Genomic DNA, 21547 nt, shown 5'->3' on the forward strand with positions numbered 1-21547 from the left:
GGTCAGCGGCGCGGCGCGCGTCCGTCCAGCTTCGGCGCGAAAAAGGCGGCGATCCGCGCCGACGCCGTGGCGGGATCGATGGCGGCGATGCAATGGGCCTCCGACGACAGGCACTTGTCGATGCAGGGGGCCGTGGCGTGCGGCGGCTGGAGGACGAGCACGTCCCGCCCCCAGGGGCGGAAGCGCTCCGGCGCGTAGGGGCTCTGGGGATCTCCCCCCTCCGGCTGGCAGAACAGGACGGCCACCGGCGTGCCCACCGCCGCGGCCATGTGCGCGGGTCCGGTGTCCACCGCCAGCAGGGCGTCGGCGGCGGCGATGACCGCCGCGGCCTCGCGGACGCCGGTGCGCCCGGTCAGGTCGAGCGTGGCGCAGGGCAGCGCGGCCGACAGGTGGGCGGCGCGCGGCGCGCCCTCGGCGGTTCCCAGCAGGACCGCTCCGTCGATTCCCAGCTCACGGACCACCCGGTCGGCCAGATCCGCGAAGCGGTCGATCGGATAATTCTTGCGGGGGATGACGGTGGTCGGCGCCACCGCCAGGAGGCGGCGCGGCCGCCCGCCGGGAAGATGGCCGAGCAGGACGGCGGCGGCCTCGCGCTCGGCGGCGGTCAGATGGATGTCCACCGCCCCGCCGCCGGGGTCGGCGGCGCCCAGCGCCGCCAGAAGATCGAGGTTGCGCTCGACCTCGTGGCGCACCGGACCGGCGGCCAGCGGATGGGTGTAGGCGGCGTCGAAGCCCCGGTTGCCGTCCGCCTTCCAGGGCGTCACCCGTTCCGAATAGCCCAGCCGGACCGGCGCGCGGCTGGCCGCCGCCAGGGTCGCGGCGCCGTTGCGGTCGACGTCGAAGCGCGGGGTGACGACAAGATCGAACCCGGCGCGGAACGCGGCGGCAAAGGCCTGCACATCGTCCGGGGTGCGGCCACGGAAGCTGAAACGTCCGCCCGCCACGTCGCCCACCGGCGTCACCATCGCGTCCACGTCCGGGCAGCCGTCGGCCAGGGCCAGGACGGGAGCGGTGACCGCCATCATGATCCGCGCCTGCGGGGCGGCGGCCCGCAGGCCGCGCAGGAACGGCGTGACGAGAACGAAGTCGCCCAGCTCGTCGAGCTTGATGACGAGGATGCGGGCGGCGCGCTTCAACGTTTCGGGCGGAATGGGCGCCCAGGCCGAAGCCGGGGTGGACGCTGGTGACGCGGTCATGCGCTGGCTGTCCGCTGTGCGGGAGGGAAGCGGCCGGAGGCGGAAGGCCGCCGGGCTTTCCAGCATGGCGACGGGACAGCGGCCGGACAAGCTGGAAAAGCCACGGCCCGGCGATCGGCGGAAGGACCGCTCGACCCTCTTGCGTCGGAGGGGGCGCCGCAGGATGATCGCTGCCCTGCTTGCGGAGGCGCGTCGCCGGTCGGCCCTCCGCGGAATCGAGGGGGATCCGATGAGCGGCCCGACCATCCACGTCTCCTTCCCGATGGGGCCGGACGCCTACCCGGCGACCGCGCTGCACTGGCATGCCCAGCTCAGCCATTTCGTCTTCCACGCGCTGGCCCGGCGCTTCGGGGGACGGGTGGCCTTCTCGCCCTGGGAAGCGCCGCTGGAGCCGCGGGGACGCGACGTGCTGGTGTCCTTCACCCCCCACCCGGCGTTGCGGACATGGAAGCGGTCGGTCCTGATCGAGAATTCGAACTTCGACGTGGACAAGTGGCGGCACGCCGCCTTCCGCCGCCACGGGCTGAACGCCCCGGTCGATTCGGTGGCGGAAGCCGACGGCTGGCTGCGCGGCCAGTACGCGCTGGTGGTGCTGAGCAACGACGTGGCGATCCGCCGCGTCGCGGCGCGCGACCCGCAGGTCGCCGCCTGCCACGATCACATGGCGTCGATGGCCCGCGTCCTATCGGTCCACCCGCACCCGATCGACAAGGCGGAGTTCTCCCGCCTGCATGGCGGCGTTCCGATCCCGCCCAAGGTGCGGATGCTGGTCTATCACGGCGGCCCCCGCAAGAACTCGGCGGAGCTGATCGCCACCCTGCGCGACCTCGGCCTGCGGGAGAACGCCGACTTCAGCGTCGTGCCCTACGTGGACAAGAAGCGGGCCGACCTCATGGCCTTCCTGCGCCAGCATTTCCAGATCGTCGCCAACACCTCCTTCTCGGAAACCGGGCCGATCAACATGATCGAATACCTGCTGTCGGGATTCGCCGTCTACGGCCACGACGACTGGTGGGACGGCGCCGGGAACGCGGACTTCACCTGGTCCTACGACCCGGCTCTGATGGAGCGCAACCGCGCCGGCCTGCGGCGCATCTTCCACGAGCTGGGTCCCGACGGCGTCGCGCGGGAGCAGGAGCGCGTGCGCGCCGCCTTCCTGGAGCGCCGCGACAACGACTGGCCGGCGCTGCTCGGCCCGGTCGTCGCCCATGTCGAAGCCCTGCTCGACTCCGATCATCCGGGCCGGGTGTGAGACGCGCGGAGCCGGCCCGCTCCCGGGTCCGAAAGGCGTTACCGGTACAACGCGCTGGTCGGGTCCGCCGCCGGCCGCCGCTCCACGCTCCCGCGCGCGATCCTCACATCGCGGCCATCGCGGCTCAGATCATCGCCAGCGGCCGCTTGCGGCGCGGCGGCGGAAAGGCCGCGTCGATGTCGGCGACGTCCTGGGCGGTCAGCGTCAGACCGGCCGCCGCCGCGTTCTCGACGGCGTGCTGCGGGGTGCCCGCCTTGGGGATGGCGAGCACCCCGCCCTCGCGCAGCGCCCAGGCCAGCGCCACCTGCGCCGGCGTGGCGCCGTGGCGGCGCGCCACGCCGGCCAGCGCCGCCGAGCCCAGCAGGGCGCCGCCCTGCCCGATCGGCGAATAGGCCATCACCGGCATGCGGCGCGTGTGCTGCCACGGCAGCAGATCGAACTCGATGCCCCGGTGTTCGGGGTTGTAGAGCACCTGGTTGACGGCGCAGGCGTTCAGAGCGGCGGAATCGCCAAGCTCATCGCCCAATTCCTCCAAATCGTCGACATCGAAGTTCGACACGCCCCAGCGGGCGATCTTGCCGGCGGCGCGCAGGGTCTCGAACGCCTCCACCGTCTCGGCCAGCGGCACCCCGCCGCGCCAGTGCAGCAGATAGAGGTCGATGCGCTCGACCCCCAGCCGCTTCAGGCTGCGCTCGCAGGCGGCGAGGGTGCCGGCGCGCGAGGCGTTGCTCGGCAGCACCTTGGTCACCAGGAACAGCCCGTCGCGGCGGCCGGCGACGGCCTCGCCCACCAGTTCCTCGGAAGCGCCGTCGCCGTACATCTCGGCGGTGTCGATCAGGGTCATCCCATGCTCGATGCCGGCCTGGAGGGCGGCGATTTCCGAACGCCGCCGGCCGGGATGCTCCCCCATCATCCAGGTGCCTTGGCCGAGCACCGGAACGGACGCGCCGTCCGGCAGGGTGATGCGCTTCATGACGGGGCTCCCGCTGTGACTGGAGGCTTCGGCCGGAGACTGCGACCGGCCCCAGGCTGGCGCGCGGCCGCGCCATTGTCGATTCCCTCTTCGGGGGCTGGGCTCCTTTTCCGCAAGATGGAACGGACGCCCGCCGCCGGTCACCCTCGTCCCCGATGCGCCGGTGCCCCGGCGCGGTTCGGCGCGAGCGGCTACCGCGCCGCCCGGTCCCCGGACGAATGGTCCGAGAACGGGTAGCGCAAGGTCTCGCGCGCGTAGGCCTCGACATAGGCCATCAGCCGGTCCGACGCCGCCGCCGCCGCCTCCACGTCGCTCTTGTGGATCGCCAGCATCAGCTCGGCGTGGGTCCGCGCGCCGTCCTCCAGGCTCCCCGAATGGGCGTGGTGGTTCTGGAACCAGAAGCGCCGCGACAGCGACCGCAGGGGACGGATGGTCTGGGTCGCCACCGGGTTGCGGGCGCACTGGTCGAGCAACTGGTTGACCTCCTGGTCGAGATGCATGAAACGCATCCCATCCTCCGCCCGCGCGGCCTCCAGCATCTCACCGGCGATGGCCCGGCAGCGCTCCCGCTCCGCCGGCAGGGCGTAGCGGGCGGCGCGGCGGGCGATCAGCCGCTCCAGTTCGCGGCGGACGTCCAGCACGTAGAGCTGGAGCTTGACGTCCACCTCGGTGACCATGATCCCGCGCGAGGGCACGATGGTGACCATGCCGTCCAGCTCCAGCCGCTTCAGCGCCTCGCGGACCGGCGTGCGGCCGATGCCGGTCTGGGCGCTGAGCTGCTTTTCGGAGACGAAGCCGCGCGGCGGCAGGATGCCGGACACGATCAGCTCCTCGATCGCGGCGTAGGCTTGGTCGGCCATCGACGCGAACCCGGCCGGCGCCGTCTCGGCCTGCCCGGTTTCGATCTGCCCAGCGTCCGTCTGGTTGCCCGCATCCGTCACGCCACCGCTCCCGTCCCTGTCCCCGATCCTGGCTTAACGCGCCCGGGCCGGGGACGCAAGACATGGCCGACCACGCACGCCGCCCCTTGCTCAGGGCTTCGCGGCGGACGCGGCGTTGCGGACCAGGGGGCACTCGCTTTCCGCCAGCGGCCGGGCGGCGTCGGCCGCCGCGACGGTGCCGAGCTGCTTGTAATAGTCCCACGGCCCCTTGGATTCCGCCGGGGTCTTCACCTCGAACAGGTACATGTCGCGCAGCACCCGGCCATCCTCGCGGATGCGCCCGTCCCTGGTCATGAAGTCGTTGATCGGCGTGTCGCGCATCGTCTTCATCACCGCCGCCGTCTCCGACGTCCCGGCCGCCTTCACCGCCTTCAGGTAGTGGGTGATGGCGCCGTAGTTGCCGGCCTGCACCATGGTCGGCATCCGCCCGGTCCGCTCGAAGAAGCGCTTGGAGAAGGCCCGCGTCCCCTCGTTCTGGTCCCAGTAGAAGGACTCGGTCAGCACCAGCCCCTGCGCCGTCGCCAGCCCCAGCGCGTGGATGTCGGACAGGAACATCAGCAGCCCGGCCAGCTTCTGGCCCTGCTGGGTGACGCCGAACTCGGCCGCCTGCTTGACGGTGTTGATCAGGTCACCGCCGGCGTTGGCCAGCCCGATGACCTTCGCCTTGCTCGACTGCGCCTGGAGCAGGTAGGACGAGAAGTCGGCGCTGTTCAGCGGGTGGCGCGCCGCCCCCAGCACCTTGCCGCCGGCCCCGGTGACGAAGGCGGCGGTGTCGCGCTCCAGCGACAGGCCGAAGGAATAGTCGAGCGTGATGAAGTACCAGCTGTCGCCGCCCTGCTTGACCATGGTCTTGCCGGTGCCGGCGGCCAGCGCGTAGGTGTCGTAGACCCAATGGATGCCGTTGGGCGAGCAGGCCTTGCCGGTGAAGTCCGACGAGCCGCCGGCGGTGCCGAAGACGATCTTGTTCTTGCGCCGGGTCAGCTCCTGGATGGCCAGCATCACGGCCGAGTTGGGCAGGTCGATGACGACCTCGACGTTCTTGTTGTCGTACCAGTCGGCGGCGATCTGGGTGCCGACGTCGGCCTTGTTCTGGTGGTCGGCGGCCAGCACCTCGACCGGGCGGCCGAGCACCGAGGCGCCGAAATCCTCCACCGCCATCTTGACCGCCTCGACGCTGCCGCGCCCGCTGAGGTCGGCCAGCGAGCCCGACAGGTCGGTCAGCACGCCGATGCGGATCGGCCCGGTCGCGGCCGGGGTGGTGGCGGCGGCCGGCTGGGCGGCGCCGGACTGGGCCGCCGCCGAGGCGGCCGGCCAGAAGGACGCGCCGAGCGCCAGGACGGCCGTGGCCGCCAGGAGCGCGCGCGTGATGGGCTTCGACACGGGCTTGTTCATGATCGTCCCTCCCTCTCTCTTGTGCGTGTGGGCGTCTCGTCCTTATTTTTCTTCTTTGGGTCCAGGTGCTTGCGGCGCCGGGCCGACCGCCGCCGCGATGGCGAGGCGGGATTCCTCCCCGGCGTGGCAGATGCCCTGGAGCGCCGCCGCCATGTCCAGCATGGTCGGCAGATCGACCCGCCCGGCCTGCTGGAGCATGCGCTTGGTCATCCGCACCGCCTCCGGCGGGTTGGCGGCGATCTCCCCGGCCAGGGCGAGTGCCGCGGGCAGCAGATCCCCGTCGGGCACGACGCGGGAGACGAGCCCCAGCGCCAGGGCCTCCGCCCCGCTCACCGCGCGGCCGGTGAAGGCCAGCTCGGCGGCGACCGCCGGGCCGGCGACGCGCGACAGGAACCACAGGCCGCCGTCGCCCGAGATCAGCCCGAGCTTGACGAAGTTGGAGCTGATGCGCGCCGACTCGCCCGCGATGCGCAGGTCGCACATGAAGACCAGATCGCAGCCGGCGCCATAGGCCGCGCCGTTGATCGCCGCGATCACCGGGACCTCCAGCGCCGCCATGGCGCGGGGGATGCGCTGCACCCCGTCGCGGTAGGCGTTGCGCACCTGGTCGGCCGGGCCGCCGAACATGCCGCGCCGGTTGCGGATGTCGTGGATGTTGCCGCCGGCGCTGAAGGCCTTGCCGGCCCCGGTCAGCACCAGCGCGCGGACGCTCCGGTCGGCCCCGACCGCCTCCAGCGCCGCCACCAGCGCGTTCAGCACCGGCGGGTCGGTCACCGCGTTGCGGGTCCTCGGCGCGTCGAGCGTCAGGATCGCCACGGCGCCACGGCGCTCCAGCCGGACGGTGCCGGCGTCCTCGGAGCAAGGAGTCCCGGTCGCGTCACTCATGCATCACCACCACGGCGCGGATCACGTCGCCGCGCTCCACGTCCTCGAAGGCGTCGTTGATGTCCTCCAGGGCCACACGCCGGTCGATCAGCTCGTCCAGGCACAGCCGGCCGTCGAGATAAGCCCGTGCGTAGGCCGGGAAATCGTCGGCCGCCCGCGCGCCCCCCAGGCTGGAGCGCAGAATCCGCCGCTCGCCGGCGATCGAGCCGAAGCGCAGCTCGACCAGCCGGTTCGGGTCGGTCTTGCCGAGGATGGTGACGCTGCCGCCCGGCCGGGTGCAGTCCACCGAGTCCTGGAGCGAGCCGATCACCCCCGCCGCCTCGAAGGCGTGGTCGGCGCCGCGCCCGCCGGTGAGGGCGCGGACCCGCTCCGCCACGCTCTCCCCTTTTTCCACCAGCATCGTGTGGGTGGCGCCGAAGGCGCGCGCGCGCTCCAGCTTGTCGGCGCGGCGGTCCACCGCGACGATGGCGCCGGCCCCGGCGAGCCGGGCCCCCTGCACCACGTTCAGCCCGACCGGCCCGCAGCCGACCACCACCACGCTGTCGCCCAGCCCGACCTTCGCCACGCGCAGCGCCGCCCCGACGCCGGTGATGACGCTGCATCCCAGCAGGCAGGCGCGGTCGAAGGGCATGTCGTCCGGGACCGGAATGGCCGCCGCCTCCGGCACCACCGCGTATTCGGCGAAGGAAGAGACGCTGAGGAAATGCCCGACCTCGGCTCCATCGGCGTCGCGCAGCCGCTTGCGCCCGCCGGACAGAGTGGCCGCCCGGTGGTTGGGCACCACCGCCTCGCACAGCATCGGCTGGTCGTGGCGGCAGTAGTAGCACTGGCCGCAGGCCGCGTAGATGGTGCAGACGACGCGCTGCCCCGGCCTCACCCGCTGCACGGCCGAGCCGACCGCCTCGACCACCCCGGCGCCCTCATGGCCGAGCACCACCGGAACCGGGACGCCGAAGGCCCCGGTCATCGCCTCGCGGTCGGTGTGGCAGAGGCCGGCGGCGTGCATGCGGATCAGCACGTCGTTCGGCTCCAGCGGCGCCAGCGTCAGCGGTTCGATGGACAGCGGCGCGCCGACCTCGCGCAGCACCGCCGCCCGGAAGGGCGTTCCCGTCACCCCCCTACTCCGCCGCCTGGGAGGCGGTGGCGTCCAGCCGCCGGATGGCGTCGTCGCCGCCGGTGGCGAGCGGCTCGCAGCGGCGCGCCACCACCCATTCGGGGCGCGGATTCTCGACGCCTTGCGGCCGGTTGGAGACCTGGTTGTAGACGGTGTAGATGTGCCAGCGCGAATGGCGCGACATGTTGTGGCCCGAACCGTGGACGATGTTCGGGTGGAACAGCACCACGGTGCCGGGCTTGCCGGTGATCGCCACCGGGTCGCCGAACTGGGTCATGATGTCGATGACCTGTTGCTTGGGCACCGTCCACAGCTTGTAGGAGGTCGTCGTCTCGTCCATCTCCGGGTCGAGGCGGCCGAGCTTGTGACTGCCGGGGATGAAGTAGAGGCAGCCGCCGATCTCCGTCGCCTCGTCCAGCATCAGCAGCGAGGTGGTCATGTCCGGCCGGTCGACCCCGTCGGTCTTCCAGTAGCCGTAATCCTGGTGCCACTGCCAGATGGCGCCGTCGATCGCGTCCTTCAGGTTGCATTTGGTGTGGTAGACATAGACCGGCTCGTCGCCCAGCACCTGACGCGCCGGGTCCAGCACGCGCGGCAGCTCGGCCAGCGCCTGGAAGGGCGGCGAAGCGGTCGGGCCGTGCTCGTCATGGACACGGAACACCGACCGGACGCTGCCGGTCTTCTCGCGGATCACCCCCTCGGCCTCCAGCCCCGCCACCCGTTGCAGGTCGCGGCGCAGGATCTCGACCTCCTCGCGCGACACCAGTCCGGGGAACATCAGGAACCCGCGCTCCTCATACTCGGCGATCTGGGCGTCCGTCAGTCTCATAGCTTCCTCCTCGGGGCGAGTTTCAAGATATTGTTGATGCACAGCCGATATATCGGTACCGTATTATCGTATGGAAACGGGATCAATCAGAATCTGAACGATCCGTTTTGCGAACCATAGGGGCGGGTCCGGGAGCCCGGCGTCCATGGCGCAACCGCTTGAAACAAAAGCCTGAAGCATGGGAGGAAACGGGACGATGGCTTTGTGGACCAATCTGGTCGAGCCCGAGTTTCTCGAACCGCTGCGGCGCGTCGTCGCCGAGCATGTCGAGCCGCAGGCCGACGCCATCGACCGCGACGACGTCTATCCCGTCGCGGCGATCAAGGCGCTGGCCCGCCACGGCTACAACAGCCTGACCCTGACGCCGGACCAGGGCGGCGCGGGCCTCGGCTTCGCCCATTGCGCCGCTTTGTTCGAGGAAGCGTCCTACGCCAGCGCCGCCGTCGGCATCAGCCTGATCACCATCCTCCAGGCCCAGACCATCATCCGGCTGTTCGGCGCCGACAGCCTGAAGGCCGCCGTGCTGCCGGAGTTCGGGCGCGGCCTGATCACCTCCTACGCCCTGACCGAGGCCAACCACGGCAGCGACATCCGCAGCCTCGACACCAAGGCGGAGCGCGACGGCGACCGTTGGGTGCTGACCGGGCGAAAGTCCTTCATCACCTCCGGTTCCGCGGCGGAAGCCTATGTGATCCTGGCGGAGACGCCGGTCGGCGTGTCGGCCTTCTTCGTGCGCCGGGGCATGGAAGGCGTCTCGACCGAGGAGGGGCCGAACGCCGCCACCTTCGGGCTGCGCAACGGGCCGCACGTCGACCTCGTGCTCGACGGCGTGTCCCTGCCCGCCGACCATCTGATCGGTGTCGAGGGCAAGGGCGTGCGGCAGGCGGTGACGACGCTCGACTATTCGCGCACCATGGCCGCCGCCATCAGCCTGGGCATCGCGCGGGCCGCCTTCGACGGCGCCCTGGCCTTCGCCGCCAAGCGCAGCGCGTTCGACCGCAAGATCCTGGATTTCCAGGGAATCCAATGGTACTTCGCCGATATGCTGGCGGAGATCGACGCCGCCCGCCTGCTGACCCACAGCACCGCCAGGGCGCTCGACAGCCACAGCGACATCGCGCGCTTCGGCAGCGAGGCCAAGCTGCTGGCCAGCCGGGTCGCCACCGACACCGCCGCCCGCGCGGTGCAGATCTGCGGCGCCTACGGCGTCATGGAATCGGCGCGCTTCGGGCGCTACCTGCGCGACGCCAAGGCCTACGAGATCGCCGGCGGCTCGTCGGAGATCCTGAAGAACACCATCGCCAAGCGCCTGCAACAGCACGCGGCCGAACAGATCGCCGAACAGGCGGCCAGACACCGGGAGGACCGCCCGTGATCGCCGACGCCCTCTACGCCCGCGCCGCCGCCACGCCCGACCGCCCCTTCCTGCTGTTCGGCGAACGGACCATCACCTACGGCGCCATGGCCGCCCTGGTCGATTCCGCCGTCGAGCGCCTCGCCGCCCGGGGCGTCGCCGCCGGGCGGACGGTGGCGATGCTGGTCGGCAACCGGCCCGGCTTCCTCGTCGCCTGGTTCGCCCTGTCGGAGCTGGGCGCCATCGCCGTGCCGCTCAACACGGCGCTCGTCGGCGAAGGCCTGCGCTACCTGCTGGAGCAGAGCGAGGCCACGCTGCTGATCGTCGAGGAGGAGTTCCGGCCCAACCTGCCCGCCACCGCCCCGGCGCTGCTGGCGATGGACGAGCGTTTCGAAACGCTGGACGGGCTGACCCGCGCGCCGCGCCGACGGCTCGCCCTGCCCGGCGGCACCGCCAACGCCATCCTCTACACCTCCGGCACCACCGGGCTGCCCAAGGGGGCGGTCATCCCGAACGCCTGCTACGAGCTGGCCGGCGCCCACATGACCGACGCGCTGGGGCTGACCGAGGCCGACCGCGTCCTGGTCTTCCTGCCGCTGTTCCACGCCAACCCGCAGATGTACGGGGTGATGTCCTGCCTGCACGCCGGGGCGGCGCTGGCCCTGCTGCCGCGCTTCTCGGCCTCGCGGCTGCTCGACGACGCGCGGCGGTACGAGGCCACCGGCTTCACCTATGTCGGCACGGTGCTGAGCATCCTGGCCAAGCGGCTCACCGAACCCGACCGCGACCATGGCCTGCGCTGGGCGGTCGGCGGCGGCGCCCCGCCCGGCGTCTGGCGCGAGATCGAGGAACGGCTGGGCATCGCCGTGCGCGAGTTGTACGGCATGACCGAGACCGGCGGCTGGGTGACGATGAACAGCGTCACGGCCGCGCGCTTCGGCTCGGTCGGCGCCCCGCGCCCCGACACCGAGATCCGGGTGGTGGACGCGGACGACGCCCCGCTTCCGCCCGGCGCGAAAGGCGAGATCGTCGTGCGCCCCGCCCGCCCCGGCCTGATGTTCGACGGCTACTGGAAGAAGCCCGAGGCGACCGTCGCGGCGACCCGGAACCTGTGGCTGCACACCGGCGACCGCGGCTTCTTCGACGAAGACGGCTTCCTGCATTTCGACGGGCGCCTGAAGGAGCTGATCCGGCGCGGCGGCGAGATGATCGCCCCGGCCGAGATCGAACTCGCCCTGCTGAAACACCCCGCCATCCAGGATTGCGCCGTCGTCGGCGTGCCGGACGATATACTGGGCGAGGAGATCAAGGCGGTCGTCGTGCCCCGGCCCGGCTTCGACCCGTGGGAGGTCGCCTCCTTCCTCCAGGGCCGCGTCCCGGCCTTCATGCACCCCCGCTTCGTGGAAATACGGCCCGAGATTCCCAAGACGGCGACCCAGAAGATCCAGCGCCACCTGCTGCTCGACCGGCTCGCCGGCACCGTCGATCTCAGGACGGCGGGAAAGCGCTCATGATCGGTGGGGGACGGTGGGCCCGACCACGCGGCTCCCCGTCCCGCTATCGCTTCAGGGCGCCTCGCCCTTCACCACGACGCGCATCAGCACGCGGCGGTGCTTGCCCATCTCGAAATTCGCGACGGCGCGGTGCAGCAGGCAGCGGTTGTCCCAGAACACCAGATCGCCGAGCCGCCATGTGTGGACGTAGAGGAAACGCTCCTGCGTGGCATGGGCCAGCAGCTCCTCCAGCAGGGCGCGGCCCTCTTCCTCCGGCAACCCCTCGATGTGGGAGCTGTACATGCCGATGTAGAGGCTCCTGCGGCCGGTCTCGGGATGGACGCGAACCAGCGGGTGGGCGACCGGCGGGGCGGCGGCGATGTCCTCCTCGGTCGGCGGGGCGCTGCCGGTGTAGCGTCGCATGAATTCCAGGCTCTGCACCGTCTTCATGCCCTCGACCCGCCGCTTGGTGGCGTCGGGCAGCGCGTCGTAGGCCTTGGTCATGTCGGCGAACTGGGTGTCGCCGCCGTTGGGCGGCAGCTCCACCGCCTGGAGCATGGTCAGCAGCGACGGTTCCGGCAGGAAGGACTTGTCGGTATGCCAGAAATAGTTGGAGCTGATGAAGGGCTTGGCCACCGGGTTTCCGGCGGCGTCGAGGTTGGTGATGGTGTGCACCGCGTCCCATTTCGACCCGTCGGCCAGCCGGATCATGTGGCTCTCGATCGGGCCGAACAGCTCGGCGAAGCGGTACATGCGCTCCTTGTCGAGGGACTGGTTGCGGATCACCAGCAGGTGATGGTCGCGGAAGGCGGCGCGCACCGCCTCGACCGTCGCCGCGTCGAGCGGTCGGGACAGGTCGAGCGCGTCGGTCTCGGCGCCGAGCACCCCGGACAGCGGCCGGAAGAGGGACGACGGCTCCGGTTGGGGCGGCGCCGGATTGGTGGATGCGGTCTGTGCGTGCAGGCTGTCCATCGCGTGGTCTCCTTGCGAAATCGAATGTCTTGAAAGCCGGGTGTCACAGGCGGCGGCACGCCCACAGGGCGGCGCGCGTCAGGATCCGCCGGTGCACCGGGTGCTCCAGCGTCGCGCGGTCGTGGCCCAGCGTGTCGGCGACCACGCGGCCCTCCCCCACATCGCGCACCCACAGGGCGGGCCAAGCGGTACCGCCTTCCGCCTCGACCGTCGCCAGCGGCTCGACGCCGGCAGCCAGATCGAAGTCACCGTAGGCCTCGTCGGTCACGGTGAAGGGCGCCAGCCCGGCGGTGATCGGGTGGGAGGCGGCGGTCGGGCGCAGGGTGACCGGCCCGCGCGGCGGGTGGGCGGAGCGGCCCCAGACCCAGGCGCCGCCCAGCAGGTCCCGCCACTCCGGCCAGTCGTCGAAGCAGATCAGGGCGGTGTGCAGGCCGAGCAGCCCACCGCCGCCGGTCACGAAGCCGGACAGCCGCTCGCGTCCCGCCGCAGAGAGGGAGAAGGCCCAGCGCTCGCGGTGCGGGGCGTATTTCTCGCTGCCCAGCATCCGCCAGCGCAGCGCGTAGACGGTGAGCAGGTCGAACGCCCCGCCCTCCAGCGCCGCCAGCCCGCCCTCGATGTCGTCGGTGACCGTGGAGCGGATGCCGGCCTCGCCGAGCACACCCGCCAGGGCCGGGGCCGCGTCGTCGAAGGGATGGCCGATGCCGCCGGTCAGGATCAGGTTGCGGGGGCCGGCAGTCATCGCTTGACCGCCGGCGCGCGCCGGGGCAGATGCATCTTCAGGCTGAAGGACACGCCGCCGTCGACCATCAGGTGCTGGCCGTGGATGTAGCGCGCCTTGTCCGAGGCCAGGAACAGCACCGCGTCGGCGACGTCGTCGGCGGTGCCGAGCGAGCGGGCGGGAACCGCGCCGCCGCGCACCTCGCGCACCGCCTCGTCGGCGTAGATCGGCGCCGACATGCCGGCGTCGATGAAGCCGGGGGCCACCGCGTTGACCCGCACGCCGCGCGGGGCGAGCGACAGGGCCAGATGCTCGGTCAGCAGCGCCACGGCGGCCTTGGAGGCGGGATAGGCCCCGGCGTCGGGGCTGGGGGCGACGGCGTTGAGCGAGGTGATGTTGACGATCGCCCCCGACCCGCGCGCCACCATCCGCCGCGCCACCGCGCGGGTGACGATGAAGGTGCCGGTCAGGTTGACGTCCACCACGCTGCGGAAATCGGCGACGCTGTGGTCGAGGATGTCGCCGAAGCGGACGATGCCGGCGTTGTTGACCAGCACGTCCGGGCCGTCGCCGAACCTCTCGGCCATCGCGGCGACGACCGCCTCGATCTGGTGCTCGTCGGTCACGTCGGCCTGGAAGGCAAGTGCGCCGGGAATGCGCGCCGTCTCGACCTCCAGCCCGGCGGCGTCGCGGTCGAGCAGGGCGACGCGGTAGCCGTCCTCGGCCAGACGGCGCGCGATGGCGGCGCCCAGCCCCCCGCCGGCCCCGGTCACCAGAGCGGATTTGGTCATGGAATCCTCCGAAGCGTGGAAAGCCGAAGCGTGGGAAGCGCGCGTCACAGCGCGGCCTGGACGATGCCGCCATCCACGGGAATGGCGGTGCCGGTGATGTAGCTGGCCCGGTCCGAGCCGAGGAAGACGACGAGGTCGGCGATCTCCTCGGGCCGGGCGAAACGGCCGAGCGGAATCCCGGCGGCGATGCCGGCGGCGGCCTCGTCGGACGATTGGCCTTGCGCGGCGGCGCGGGCGCCGACGACCTGGGTCATGCGGTCGGTCGCGGTCCAGCCGGGGCAGACGGTGTTGACCAGGATGCCCTCGGCGGCGAGCTGCGTCGCCATCGTCTTGGCCCAGCCGAGCGCGCCCAGCCGCAGGCTGTTGGACAGCATCAGCTCGCCGATCGGCTGCTTGACCGAGTAGGAGCTGATGGTGACGATCCGCCCCCAGCCCTGCCGCCGCATGTGCGACAGCGCCGCGTTGGTGGCGTTGACCGCCGACATCAGGGTCAGGCGGAAGGCCGCCTCCCAGTCCGCACCGTCCAGCGTGTCGAAGCGGCCGGGCCGGGGGCCGGCGGCGTTGTTGACCAGGACGTGGATGGTGCCGAAGGCGGCGACCGTCTCCCCCACCAGCCGTTCCACGTCGGCGGGGTCGCCGACGTCGGCGCGGACAGCCAGCACCGGCGCGCCGGTGGCCTCCAGCGCCGTCCGGGCGGCCTCCAGCCGGTCGGGGTCGCGGCCGCAGAGGGCGACGCTGGCGCCTTCGCGCGCGAAGCCCAGCGCCGCCGCCCGCCCGATGCCCTGGCTGCCCCCCAGCACCAGCGCGACCCTGCCCTTCAATCCGAGATCCATGCGTGCCGCTCCCCTTGCGTGTCCGTCCCGGTCTCTCAGCCGTGTGGTTTCCGGGTGACCACGGTCCCGGCGTCGGGCTGGAAATAGCAGCGCTCGGCCTTGTAGGTGCCGCTCGCCACGGTGATGCCCCAGGTGTCGTCCTCCAGCGCCATGAAGCCGTGGATGTCGGCCGGCGGCGCGATCACCACGCTGTCGCCCGGCTCCAGCACGCGGTCGTCGATCAGCGTCAGGTCGGCCTGTCCGGGAACCGAGCCGTCGTCGCGCCGCTCATAGACCGTGTGCTTCACCCGGCCGCGGTAGACCGCCATGCTTTCCCAGTTGCCGTGGTCGTGGGTGGGCACCGGCTTGCCGTTCGGCAACTCGAACAGCAGGATCGACAGGTCGCCGTCGTAATAGAGGTAGTGCGAGTTGGCGACGTGGTTGCCGACGCGCGGCACCCCCGCCTCGCGCAGGTCCGGGCGGGCGACCAGGGCGGCGACGGGACCGCGCAGGGCTTCGGTCAACCGGGCGGTGTCGTGCCCGTGCGTCTCGATGGCCTGGATCACCGCCTGGGCGCAGGCGCGGATGGCGGATCTGGATTCGGGGCTGGCCATGATGGAGGATCCTTTCGGTCAGAGGCTCGCCAGCAGGCGGCGGGTGGCGGCGACGGCGAGGGCGACGCGGGCCGGCGCGTCCAGCGTCCGCGCCAGCACGGCGGTCGGGATTTCGAGCGCGAGCGGCAGGCCGGGCGGCAGCGCGCGCAGCAGCCCCGCCAGATCGATGCCGCCCTCGCCGGGGAACAGCCGCTCCTTCACGGCCGTGTGGAACAGGGACTCGCGGTCGGTGGCGTGATCGCGCGGCGCGTCGCACAGGTGCATGTAGGCGAAGAGAGCGGGCGGCACCGCCGCCACCGCGTCCGGCGTCCCGCCGGAGCGGTCGTAATGCAGGGCGTCGAGCGCGATGCCCAGGTTGGGCCGGTCGACGCGCGCCGCCAGACGGGCGGCGTCGGTGACGCTGGCGATGCTCATCCACGACACGAACTCGAACTGCACGGTCAGCCCGAAACCGGCCGCGTCGTCGCACAGCCGCCCCAGCCGCGCCGCCAGCCGCCCCTCGTCGGGATCGTCGCCGGTCGCCAGCACATGGCGGGCGCCGAGTTCCGCCGCGACCTCCAGGAAGGGGCGGAAGGCGTCCAGGTCAGTGTGGGGCAGCACGCGGGCGGTGTTGGCGTCGAGCGCGGTGACGCCGCTGTCGGCCATCCGCCGCTTCATGGCGCGGCGCAGGCCCAGGTCGGCCAGCAGCGGCATCGGCTCACCGTCCGGCTGGCCGCCGAGCAGGCGCAGGCCGACATGGGCGCAGCCGGCCTCGGCCGCGACCGCCACCATGTCGGGCGGCGACAGCTCCGGCACCGTGTAGTAGGAGAGCGAGAGCGGGTTCATCCGGCGCTCCCCGCCCCAACCGGTGCCGGCGCCGGGCGCACGCCGCCATACTGCGCCCAGCTGCCGGCGACGTGCCAGCCGGCATCGACCACCAGATTGACCCCGGTGATGGCCGACGCCCGCTCCGAGGCGAGGAACTCGATGGTTTCCGCCACCTCGGACGGCTGGACGATGCGGCCCAGCGCGGTGAACTCGGCCGGGTCGGCGGCGTAGCGGCCGGACCTGATCCGCTCCGCCACGCGCGGCACCAGGGTGGAGCCGGGGGAGACGGCGTTCACCCGCACCCCGGCGCGGCCCCATTCCCCGGCGAGGTTCAGCGTCAGGCTGACCACCGCCGCCTTGCTCGACGCGTAGGCGTGGACGGGCACCGAGCCGATGGCGGCGATCGAGGCGATGTTGACGATGCTGCCCCGCCCGTGCCGGGCCATGCGGGTGCCGAAGGCCCGGTTGGCGTACCAGGTGCCGGTCAGGTTGACGTGCACCGTCCGCTCCCACGCCTCCAGCGGCAGTTGGGCGGGCGGCAGCACGTCCTGGAAGACGGCGGCGGCGACCACCAACGCGCCGACCGGCCCGTGCGCCGCCTCGATGGCGGCGCCGGCCGCCTCGACCGCCGCGGCGTCGGCGATGTCGAGCGTCACCGCCGCCCCGCCGATCTCCGTCGCCACCCGCCCGGCGGCGCCGGGGTCGCGGTCGGCGACCACCACGCGCCAGCCGCGTTCCGCCATCAGCCGGGCCGTGGCCTCGCCGATGCCGTTGCCGCCGCCGATGATGACGGCCAGCGGGTTTTGGGCCAAGACTCCGTCCGTTGTCATCTCGGGCGCCCTCAGTTCCGCAGGTCGGCGGCGAGGAAGGAGCCGTCCAGCACCCTCGACCAGTCGACCGGGCCGGACCATTCGCCCAGGCGCTCCATCCCCTTGACCCAGATGTTCAGGGCGTCCATGTCGAACTCGCCCTGGCTCCAGTACTTGATCTCGGCCATCCGCTTCATGGAGATGGTGGCGACGTTCAGCGGCAGGGTGTCGCCGTAGCGCTTGGAGACCATCTTCGCGGCCTCCTCCGGGTTCTCGTAGATGAAGTTCACCGCCGAGCGCCACGCGGCGAGCAGGCCGCGCAATTGCTCCGGGTTCTTGCGCATGAAGTCGCCGGTGGCGACCCCGACGGTCGGCGTCATCGACGGCAGATTCTCCAGCGAGAAGGCCACCTTGTAGCGGTCCTTGCGGGCGCTGTAGAGCGGCTCCAGGATCAGCGCCGCGTCGACGCCGCCCTGCTCCAGCGCCGACAGGCCGGAGCCGACCGAGCCGAGCGCCACCATGTCGGCCTTGCCGGGGTAGCCGGCGGCCTCGAAGGCCATGTTGACCAGCAGCTCGCCCGAGGATTTCGGCGCGGTGATGCCGACCTTCTTGCCGACCAGATCCTTGATCGAGGAGATGCCGCTGTCCGGCCGCGTCACCCACAGCAGGTCGTCGACCCGGCGGATGGCGGTGTGGACGATGCGGATGTCCATGCCCTGCTTGATGCCGGCCAGCGCGGTCGAGGTGCTGACGATGCCGTAGCCGAGCCCGCCGCCGACCATGTTGCGGATGCCGGTGCCGCCGCCGACCGAGCTCATCACGTCGGTGACGTCGACGCCGTTCTTCGCGTAGTCGCCGCGCTCCAGCGCCACGGCGATGGGGGCGGTGTTCAGCAGGGCGCCGTAATGGGACGCCATGATCTCCAGCGCGCCGGCCTGCGGCGCCGCCAGCAGGCCGCCCAGCAGCGGCACGGCCGCCAGGGTGCGGGTCAGGAAGCGGGTGACGGTCATGGCGTTCCTCCTTGGTGCGTCTTGGCTTGGTGCGTTCCGGTTTTTCTCAGCAGGCGGCGGGCGTTGTCGGCCAGCGCGGGGGAGACGGCCCCGTGATGCCCGTCCTCCGGCTGGTCCCAGCCGGCGAAATTGGTGCCGAACACCAGCCGCTCCGGCCCGACCACCCGGGTCAGCAGGGCCAGCGACCGCTCGTCGTTCAGGTGCGTGTCGAACCACAGGCGCGACAGCATCGCCTCGAAGGCGCCGTCCTTCTTCATCGACTGGCTGGCCCAGGGGCGCTTGATCCCGGCCTGCGCCAGCCGTCCGGCGACGAAGGCCGCCGCCCCGCCGCCGTGGCTGATCCAGACGTCGAGCTTGGGATGGCGCTCCAGCACGCCGCCGAAGATCAGGGTGGCGACGGCGATGGTCTCCTGCGCGGCGAAGCCGACGATGACGTCGAGGTCGAAGCGCTTGAGCGCCGGATCGCCCGGCGGCCCGTCGATCCCGGCCGGCGCCGGGTGCAGGAACAGCGGGACGTCGAGCGTGACGAAGGCCTCGTAGAGCGGATCGAAGGCCGGGCTGTGCAGCGGCTCGCCGGCGAACTCGGTGCCGGTCGCCGCCCCCCACAGCCCGAGTTCGGTGACGGAGCGTTCCAGCTCCTCCTTCGCCGCCAGCGGGTCCTGCATCGGCAGGGCCGCCAGCCCGCCGAGCCGGTCGGGGTAGCGGTTGACCAGTTCGGCCAGCGCGTCGTTGTGGCGCCGGCAGAAGGACACCGCCGAGGGCACGTCGATGTGGTGGAAGTAGTTCAGCGGGCTGGCCGACAGCACCTGGAAGTCGATCCCGGCCGTCTCCATGCGCCGGAGCCGCAGCTCCGGGTCGGTGAAGGGGCTGTTGGCGTGGCGCACGCCACTCAGCCGGTAGTTGCCGACGCGGTACCAGGGCAGGCCGTTCTCGTCCACCCCGTGCTCGGGGCCGTGGACGCCGGCGGCGCCGTTGGTCGCCTCCAGCCGGACATGGGCATGAACGTCGATCAGTTTGGCGGTCTCGATGGGCATGGCGGGGGTCCTTCCCGAACTGCTCGGCAGCGGGTCTCAAGAGACGGATGGAAGCGGGCGGCCTTGGCGAGCGGGCTCAGGCCCGGTGCATGCGGTGGTCGAGCGCCAGCAGCGCGCTGTTGACCACCACCGCGAACAGGCCGATCAGCACGGTGACGCTCATCATCGTCGCGGTGTCGTTGACGCTGATGCCGTTCATGATCATGAAGCCGAGCCCGCGCTTGGAGGCGAACATCTCGCCGACCATCACGCCCAGCAGCGTGATGGAGAAGCTGATGCGCAGGCCGGTCACGATCTCCGGCACCGTCGCCGGGACCAGGATGGTGGAGAGCGTCTGCATCGGGCTCAGCCGCATGGCGCGGGCGGAGCGGCGCAGCACCGGGTTCATGGCGCGGATGGCGCCCATGGTGACCAGCATCATCGGGATGAAGCCGTGCAGCGCGCCGAACGCCACCTTGGCCGGCATGCCCAGCCCGAAGAACAGCAGGATCACCGGGTAGAGCGTGACCTTGGGGATGGCGTAGAGCGTCACGAACAGCGGTTCCAGCACGTCCGACAGGCTGCGGCTGGCGCCGATCAGCAGCCCGGCCAGCCCGCCACCGAGGCAGGAGATCAGCAGCGACAGGCCCAGCGCCTGCGCGGTCTCGGTGACGTTGGCCCAGAAGACCGGGTTGCCGAACAGGCTGCCCAGCCGCTGCGCGGTGACCAGCGGCGAGGCCAGCGCCTCGTCGCCCGCCAGCCCGTGGAAGACCTGCCACGCCCCCAGGATCAGCAGCGCAATGACGCCCCCGGCGATCAGCTTCTCAGCCATCCCGGCGTCGCCGCGCGCCGCCGCGCCGCGGCCGGCGCCGGAGCGGTGGTGGACCTTCTGCTCGGCCCAGTGCAGCAGCACCGTCAGGGTGGAGACGAAGACGACGACGAACAGCAGCAGCGCGTACATCGTCCGGTCCTGGAGGTTGTTGTACGCGAAGGAGATCGAGTAGCCGAGGCCGCTGCTGGCCAGGATGAACTCGGCGCCGATGACGCCGGTGACCGAATAGCTGAGCGCCAGCTTCACCCCGGTGAAGATGTGCGGCCCCGCCGCCGGAAGCTGGATCAGCAGCGCGTCCTGCAACCGCCCCAGCCGGTAGGTGCGGCCGACCTTGCGCAGCACCGGCGGGATGCGGTCGAGCCCGGCCAGCGTGCCGGTGACCATCGCCATCACCGCGTAGAGGAAGCCCATGGCGATGATCGGCACCGCGTTCATGCCGAACAGCACGATGAACAGCGGGTAGAGCACGAAGAAGGGCAAGGCGTAGTAGCTGGCGATCAGCGGTTCCACCGCGCGGCGGACGCGGGGGAAGGCGTGCAGGGTGGCGCCTCCGGCGAAGCCGGCGACCATCGCCGCCACGGCGGCGGCCAGGATGTTGCGCAGGGTCGAACCGATCTGCGTCCAGAACCCGTCGGTGCCCATCAGCCGGACCAGCTCGGCCAGCATCTCCGAGGGCGGGATCATGCTGCCGCGCCCGACCATGCCGGAGCGGCAGGCGGCCTCCAGCAGCAGGACGGCGCCGGCGGTGATCAGCAGGCGGACGACACCGGCCGGCTTCATGCCCCGGCTCCCTTCTGATTGGCCCGCTGGCCGGTCCTCTGGCCGGCCCGCTGGTTGGCCATCGCCTTCATGGATTCCTCGCGCAGCGTGGTCCACAGCCGGGTGGTGATCGCACCGAAGGCCGGGTCGCCGGCGATGGCGCTGGTGCGGTCGCGCGGCCAGCCGGTCTCGACGATCTCGATGAAGCGGCCGGGACGGGCCGACATCACGCCGATCCGGTCGGACAGCATCGCCGCCTCGTCGAGCGCGTGGGTGATCAGCAGCACCGTCGCCCCGCTCGCCCGCCACAGCCGCAGCAGTTCGTCGCCCATCAGCAGGCGGGTCTGCTGGTCGAGCGCCCCGAAGGGCTCGTCGAGCAGCACCAGGCGCGGCCGCATCACCAGCGTGCGGGCGATGCAGACGCGCTGCCGCATGCCGCCGGAGAGCTGGCTGGGGTGGGCGTCGGCGAAGTCGTTCAGCCCCATGAAGTCGATGGCGTGGCGCACCCGGTCGTCGACCTCCGCGCCCCGAAAGCCGGCGCGGCGCAGCCCGAAGGCGATGTTGTCGCGCACCGTCAGCCAGGGAAAGGAGGCGTCCTCCTGGAACACCACGCCGACCCCGTCGGGGACGGTGCCGCGCACCCGCTTGCCCTCGAAGGTGATGGTGCCGTCGCTGGGCAGGCTGAGACCCGCCAGCACGTCGAGCAGGGTGGACTTGCCGCAGCCGGACGGCCCGACGATCGAGAAGAACTCGCCGCGGCGCAGCTCCAGATCGACCGGCCCGAGGGCGTGGACCGCCGTGCCGAAGACGCGGGTGACGCCGGTCAGCACGGCGTGGCTGTCCGCCGTGGCGACCCGCGCGAAGGGGATCGGCTGGGCCGGCCGGGACGCGCCGGACGGATCGGAGGGCATCGGCGCTCGTTCTGACGACAGGCCACGCATGCGGTTGTCTCCCCTCTGGCAGCCGGCTGGCGGGTGCGTG

The 21547-nt window shown here is 71.8% G+C and carries 21 protein-coding genes; 3 read left to right on the forward strand and 18 right to left on the reverse strand.

Annotation, left to right across the window (positions count from 1 at the left end; translation table 11 throughout):
• Positions 1-2 precede the first annotated feature (2 nt).
• Positions 3-1196: a glycosyltransferase family 9 protein gene (locus tag JN22_RS01935; protein WP_085552280.1), complete on the reverse strand. Its 1194-nt coding sequence runs from the start codon at positions 1194-1196 to the stop codon at positions 3-5.
• A gap of 229 nt (positions 1197-1425) precedes the next feature.
• Here JN22_RS01935 and JN22_RS01940 point away from each other — a divergent pair, with 229 nt between their 5' ends.
• Positions 1426-2448, forward strand: a complete 1023-nt coding sequence (locus JN22_RS01940) for a hypothetical protein (protein WP_085552281.1) — start codon at positions 1426-1428, stop codon at positions 2446-2448.
• A gap of 124 nt (positions 2449-2572) precedes the next feature.
• Here the strand turns inward: JN22_RS01940 and JN22_RS01945 are convergent, their stop codons facing one another.
• The 6 genes from JN22_RS01945 to JN22_RS01970 form a co-directional block, all read right to left on the reverse strand.
• Positions 2573-3421, reverse strand: a complete 849-nt coding sequence (locus tag JN22_RS01945; RefSeq protein WP_085552282.1) for an aldo/keto reductase — start codon at positions 3419-3421, stop codon at positions 2573-2575.
• A gap of 191 nt (positions 3422-3612) precedes the next feature.
• Positions 3613-4362, reverse strand: a complete 750-nt coding sequence (locus JN22_RS01950; protein WP_085552283.1) for a GntR family transcriptional regulator — start codon at positions 4360-4362, stop codon at positions 3613-3615.
• Positions 4363-4452: 90 nt separating this feature from the next.
• Entirely contained in the window at positions 4453-5754 is a 1302-nt protein-coding gene (locus JN22_RS01955) for an ABC transporter substrate-binding protein (RefSeq protein ID WP_085552284.1), read from the reverse strand.
• A gap of 42 nt (positions 5755-5796) precedes the next feature.
• A complete protein-coding gene (locus tag JN22_RS01960) occupies positions 5797-6639 on the reverse strand; it encodes an enoyl-CoA hydratase-related protein (protein ID WP_085552285.1) in 843 nt (280 codons plus the stop codon).
• Positions 6632-7753, reverse strand: a complete 1122-nt coding sequence (locus JN22_RS01965) for an alcohol dehydrogenase catalytic domain-containing protein (RefSeq protein WP_085552286.1) — start codon at positions 7751-7753, stop codon at positions 6632-6634. The genes JN22_RS01960 and JN22_RS01965 overlap by 8 nt, the downstream gene beginning before the upstream one ends.
• A gap of 4 nt (positions 7754-7757) precedes the next feature.
• Positions 7758-8582, reverse strand: coding sequence for a phytanoyl-CoA dioxygenase family protein (locus JN22_RS01970; protein WP_085552287.1), 825 nt, complete (start codon positions 8580-8582; stop codon positions 7758-7760).
• Positions 8583-8778: 196 nt separating this feature from the next.
• Here JN22_RS01970 and JN22_RS01975 point away from each other — a divergent pair, with 196 nt between their 5' ends.
• Both JN22_RS01975 and JN22_RS01980 read left to right on the forward strand, forming a co-directional pair.
• Positions 8779-9957, forward strand: coding sequence for an acyl-CoA dehydrogenase family protein (locus tag JN22_RS01975; RefSeq protein WP_085552288.1), 1179 nt, complete (start codon positions 8779-8781; stop codon positions 9955-9957).
• Positions 9954-11450 (forward strand): class I adenylate-forming enzyme family protein, encoded by a 1497-nt coding sequence (locus tag JN22_RS01980; protein ID WP_085552289.1) that lies wholly within the window; start codon positions 9954-9956, stop codon positions 11448-11450. The genes JN22_RS01975 and JN22_RS01980 overlap by 4 nt, the downstream gene beginning before the upstream one ends.
• A 51-nt stretch (positions 11451-11501) precedes the next feature.
• Here JN22_RS01980 and JN22_RS01985 read toward each other — a convergent pair whose 3' ends face one another.
• The 11 genes from JN22_RS01985 to JN22_RS02035 all read right to left on the reverse strand — a co-directional run bounded on the left by JN22_RS01985 (position 11502) and on the right by JN22_RS02035 (position 21477).
• Complete coding sequence (locus JN22_RS01985) at positions 11502-12401, reverse strand: TauD/TfdA dioxygenase family protein (protein WP_085552290.1); 900 nt, start codon at positions 12399-12401, stop codon at positions 11502-11504.
• Between the two features lie 43 nt (positions 12402-12444).
• Complete coding sequence (locus JN22_RS01990) at positions 12445-13140, reverse strand: ThuA domain-containing protein (RefSeq protein WP_085552291.1); 696 nt, start codon at positions 13138-13140, stop codon at positions 12445-12447.
• A complete protein-coding gene (locus JN22_RS01995; protein ID WP_085552292.1) occupies positions 13137-13910 on the reverse strand; it encodes an SDR family NAD(P)-dependent oxidoreductase in 774 nt (257 codons plus the stop codon). Before JN22_RS01995 ends, JN22_RS01990 begins: the two co-directional genes overlap by 4 nt.
• 44 nt (positions 13911-13954) lie before the next feature.
• Positions 13955-14743 (reverse strand): SDR family oxidoreductase, encoded by a 789-nt coding sequence (locus tag JN22_RS02000; protein WP_085552293.1) that lies wholly within the window; start codon positions 14741-14743, stop codon positions 13955-13957.
• A gap of 35 nt (positions 14744-14778) precedes the next feature.
• On the reverse strand, positions 14779-15336 hold the full coding sequence (locus JN22_RS02005) for a cupin domain-containing protein (RefSeq protein ID WP_085552294.1): 558 nt from the start codon (positions 15334-15336) through the stop codon (positions 14779-14781).
• 18 nt (positions 15337-15354) lie between these two features.
• A complete protein-coding gene (locus JN22_RS02010) occupies positions 15355-16161 on the reverse strand; it encodes a sugar phosphate isomerase/epimerase family protein (RefSeq protein WP_085552295.1) in 807 nt (268 codons plus the stop codon).
• Positions 16158-16955: an SDR family NAD(P)-dependent oxidoreductase gene (locus JN22_RS02015; protein ID WP_223677516.1), complete on the reverse strand. Its 798-nt coding sequence runs from the start codon at positions 16953-16955 to the stop codon at positions 16158-16160. Before JN22_RS02015 ends, JN22_RS02010 begins: the two co-directional genes overlap by 4 nt.
• A 29-nt stretch (positions 16956-16984) precedes the next feature.
• Positions 16985-17962, reverse strand: coding sequence for an ABC transporter substrate-binding protein (locus JN22_RS02020; protein ID WP_085552297.1), 978 nt, complete (start codon positions 17960-17962; stop codon positions 16985-16987).
• Positions 17959-18996 carry an amidohydrolase family protein gene (locus JN22_RS02025; RefSeq protein WP_085552298.1) on the reverse strand — a complete coding sequence of 346 codons (1038 nt, stop codon included), beginning with the start codon at positions 18994-18996 and terminating at the stop codon, positions 17959-17961. The genes JN22_RS02020 and JN22_RS02025 overlap by 4 nt, the downstream gene beginning before the upstream one ends.
• Positions 18997-19072: 76 nt before the next feature.
• The gene (locus JN22_RS02030) at positions 19073-20587 is read right to left on the reverse strand and encodes an ABC transporter permease (protein ID WP_223677517.1); all 1515 of its coding nucleotides are present in this window, start codon (positions 20585-20587) and stop codon (positions 19073-19075) included.
• A complete protein-coding gene (locus JN22_RS02035; protein WP_085552299.1) occupies positions 20584-21477 on the reverse strand; it encodes an ABC transporter ATP-binding protein in 894 nt (297 codons plus the stop codon). The genes JN22_RS02030 and JN22_RS02035 overlap by 4 nt, the downstream gene beginning before the upstream one ends.
• Positions 21478-21547 lie beyond the last annotated feature (70 nt).

Origin of the sequence: Azospirillum agricola (genome assembly GCF_020005195.1) — a bacterium.
Classification (GTDB): Bacteria; Pseudomonadota; Alphaproteobacteria; order Azospirillales; family Azospirillaceae; genus Azospirillum; species Azospirillum agricola.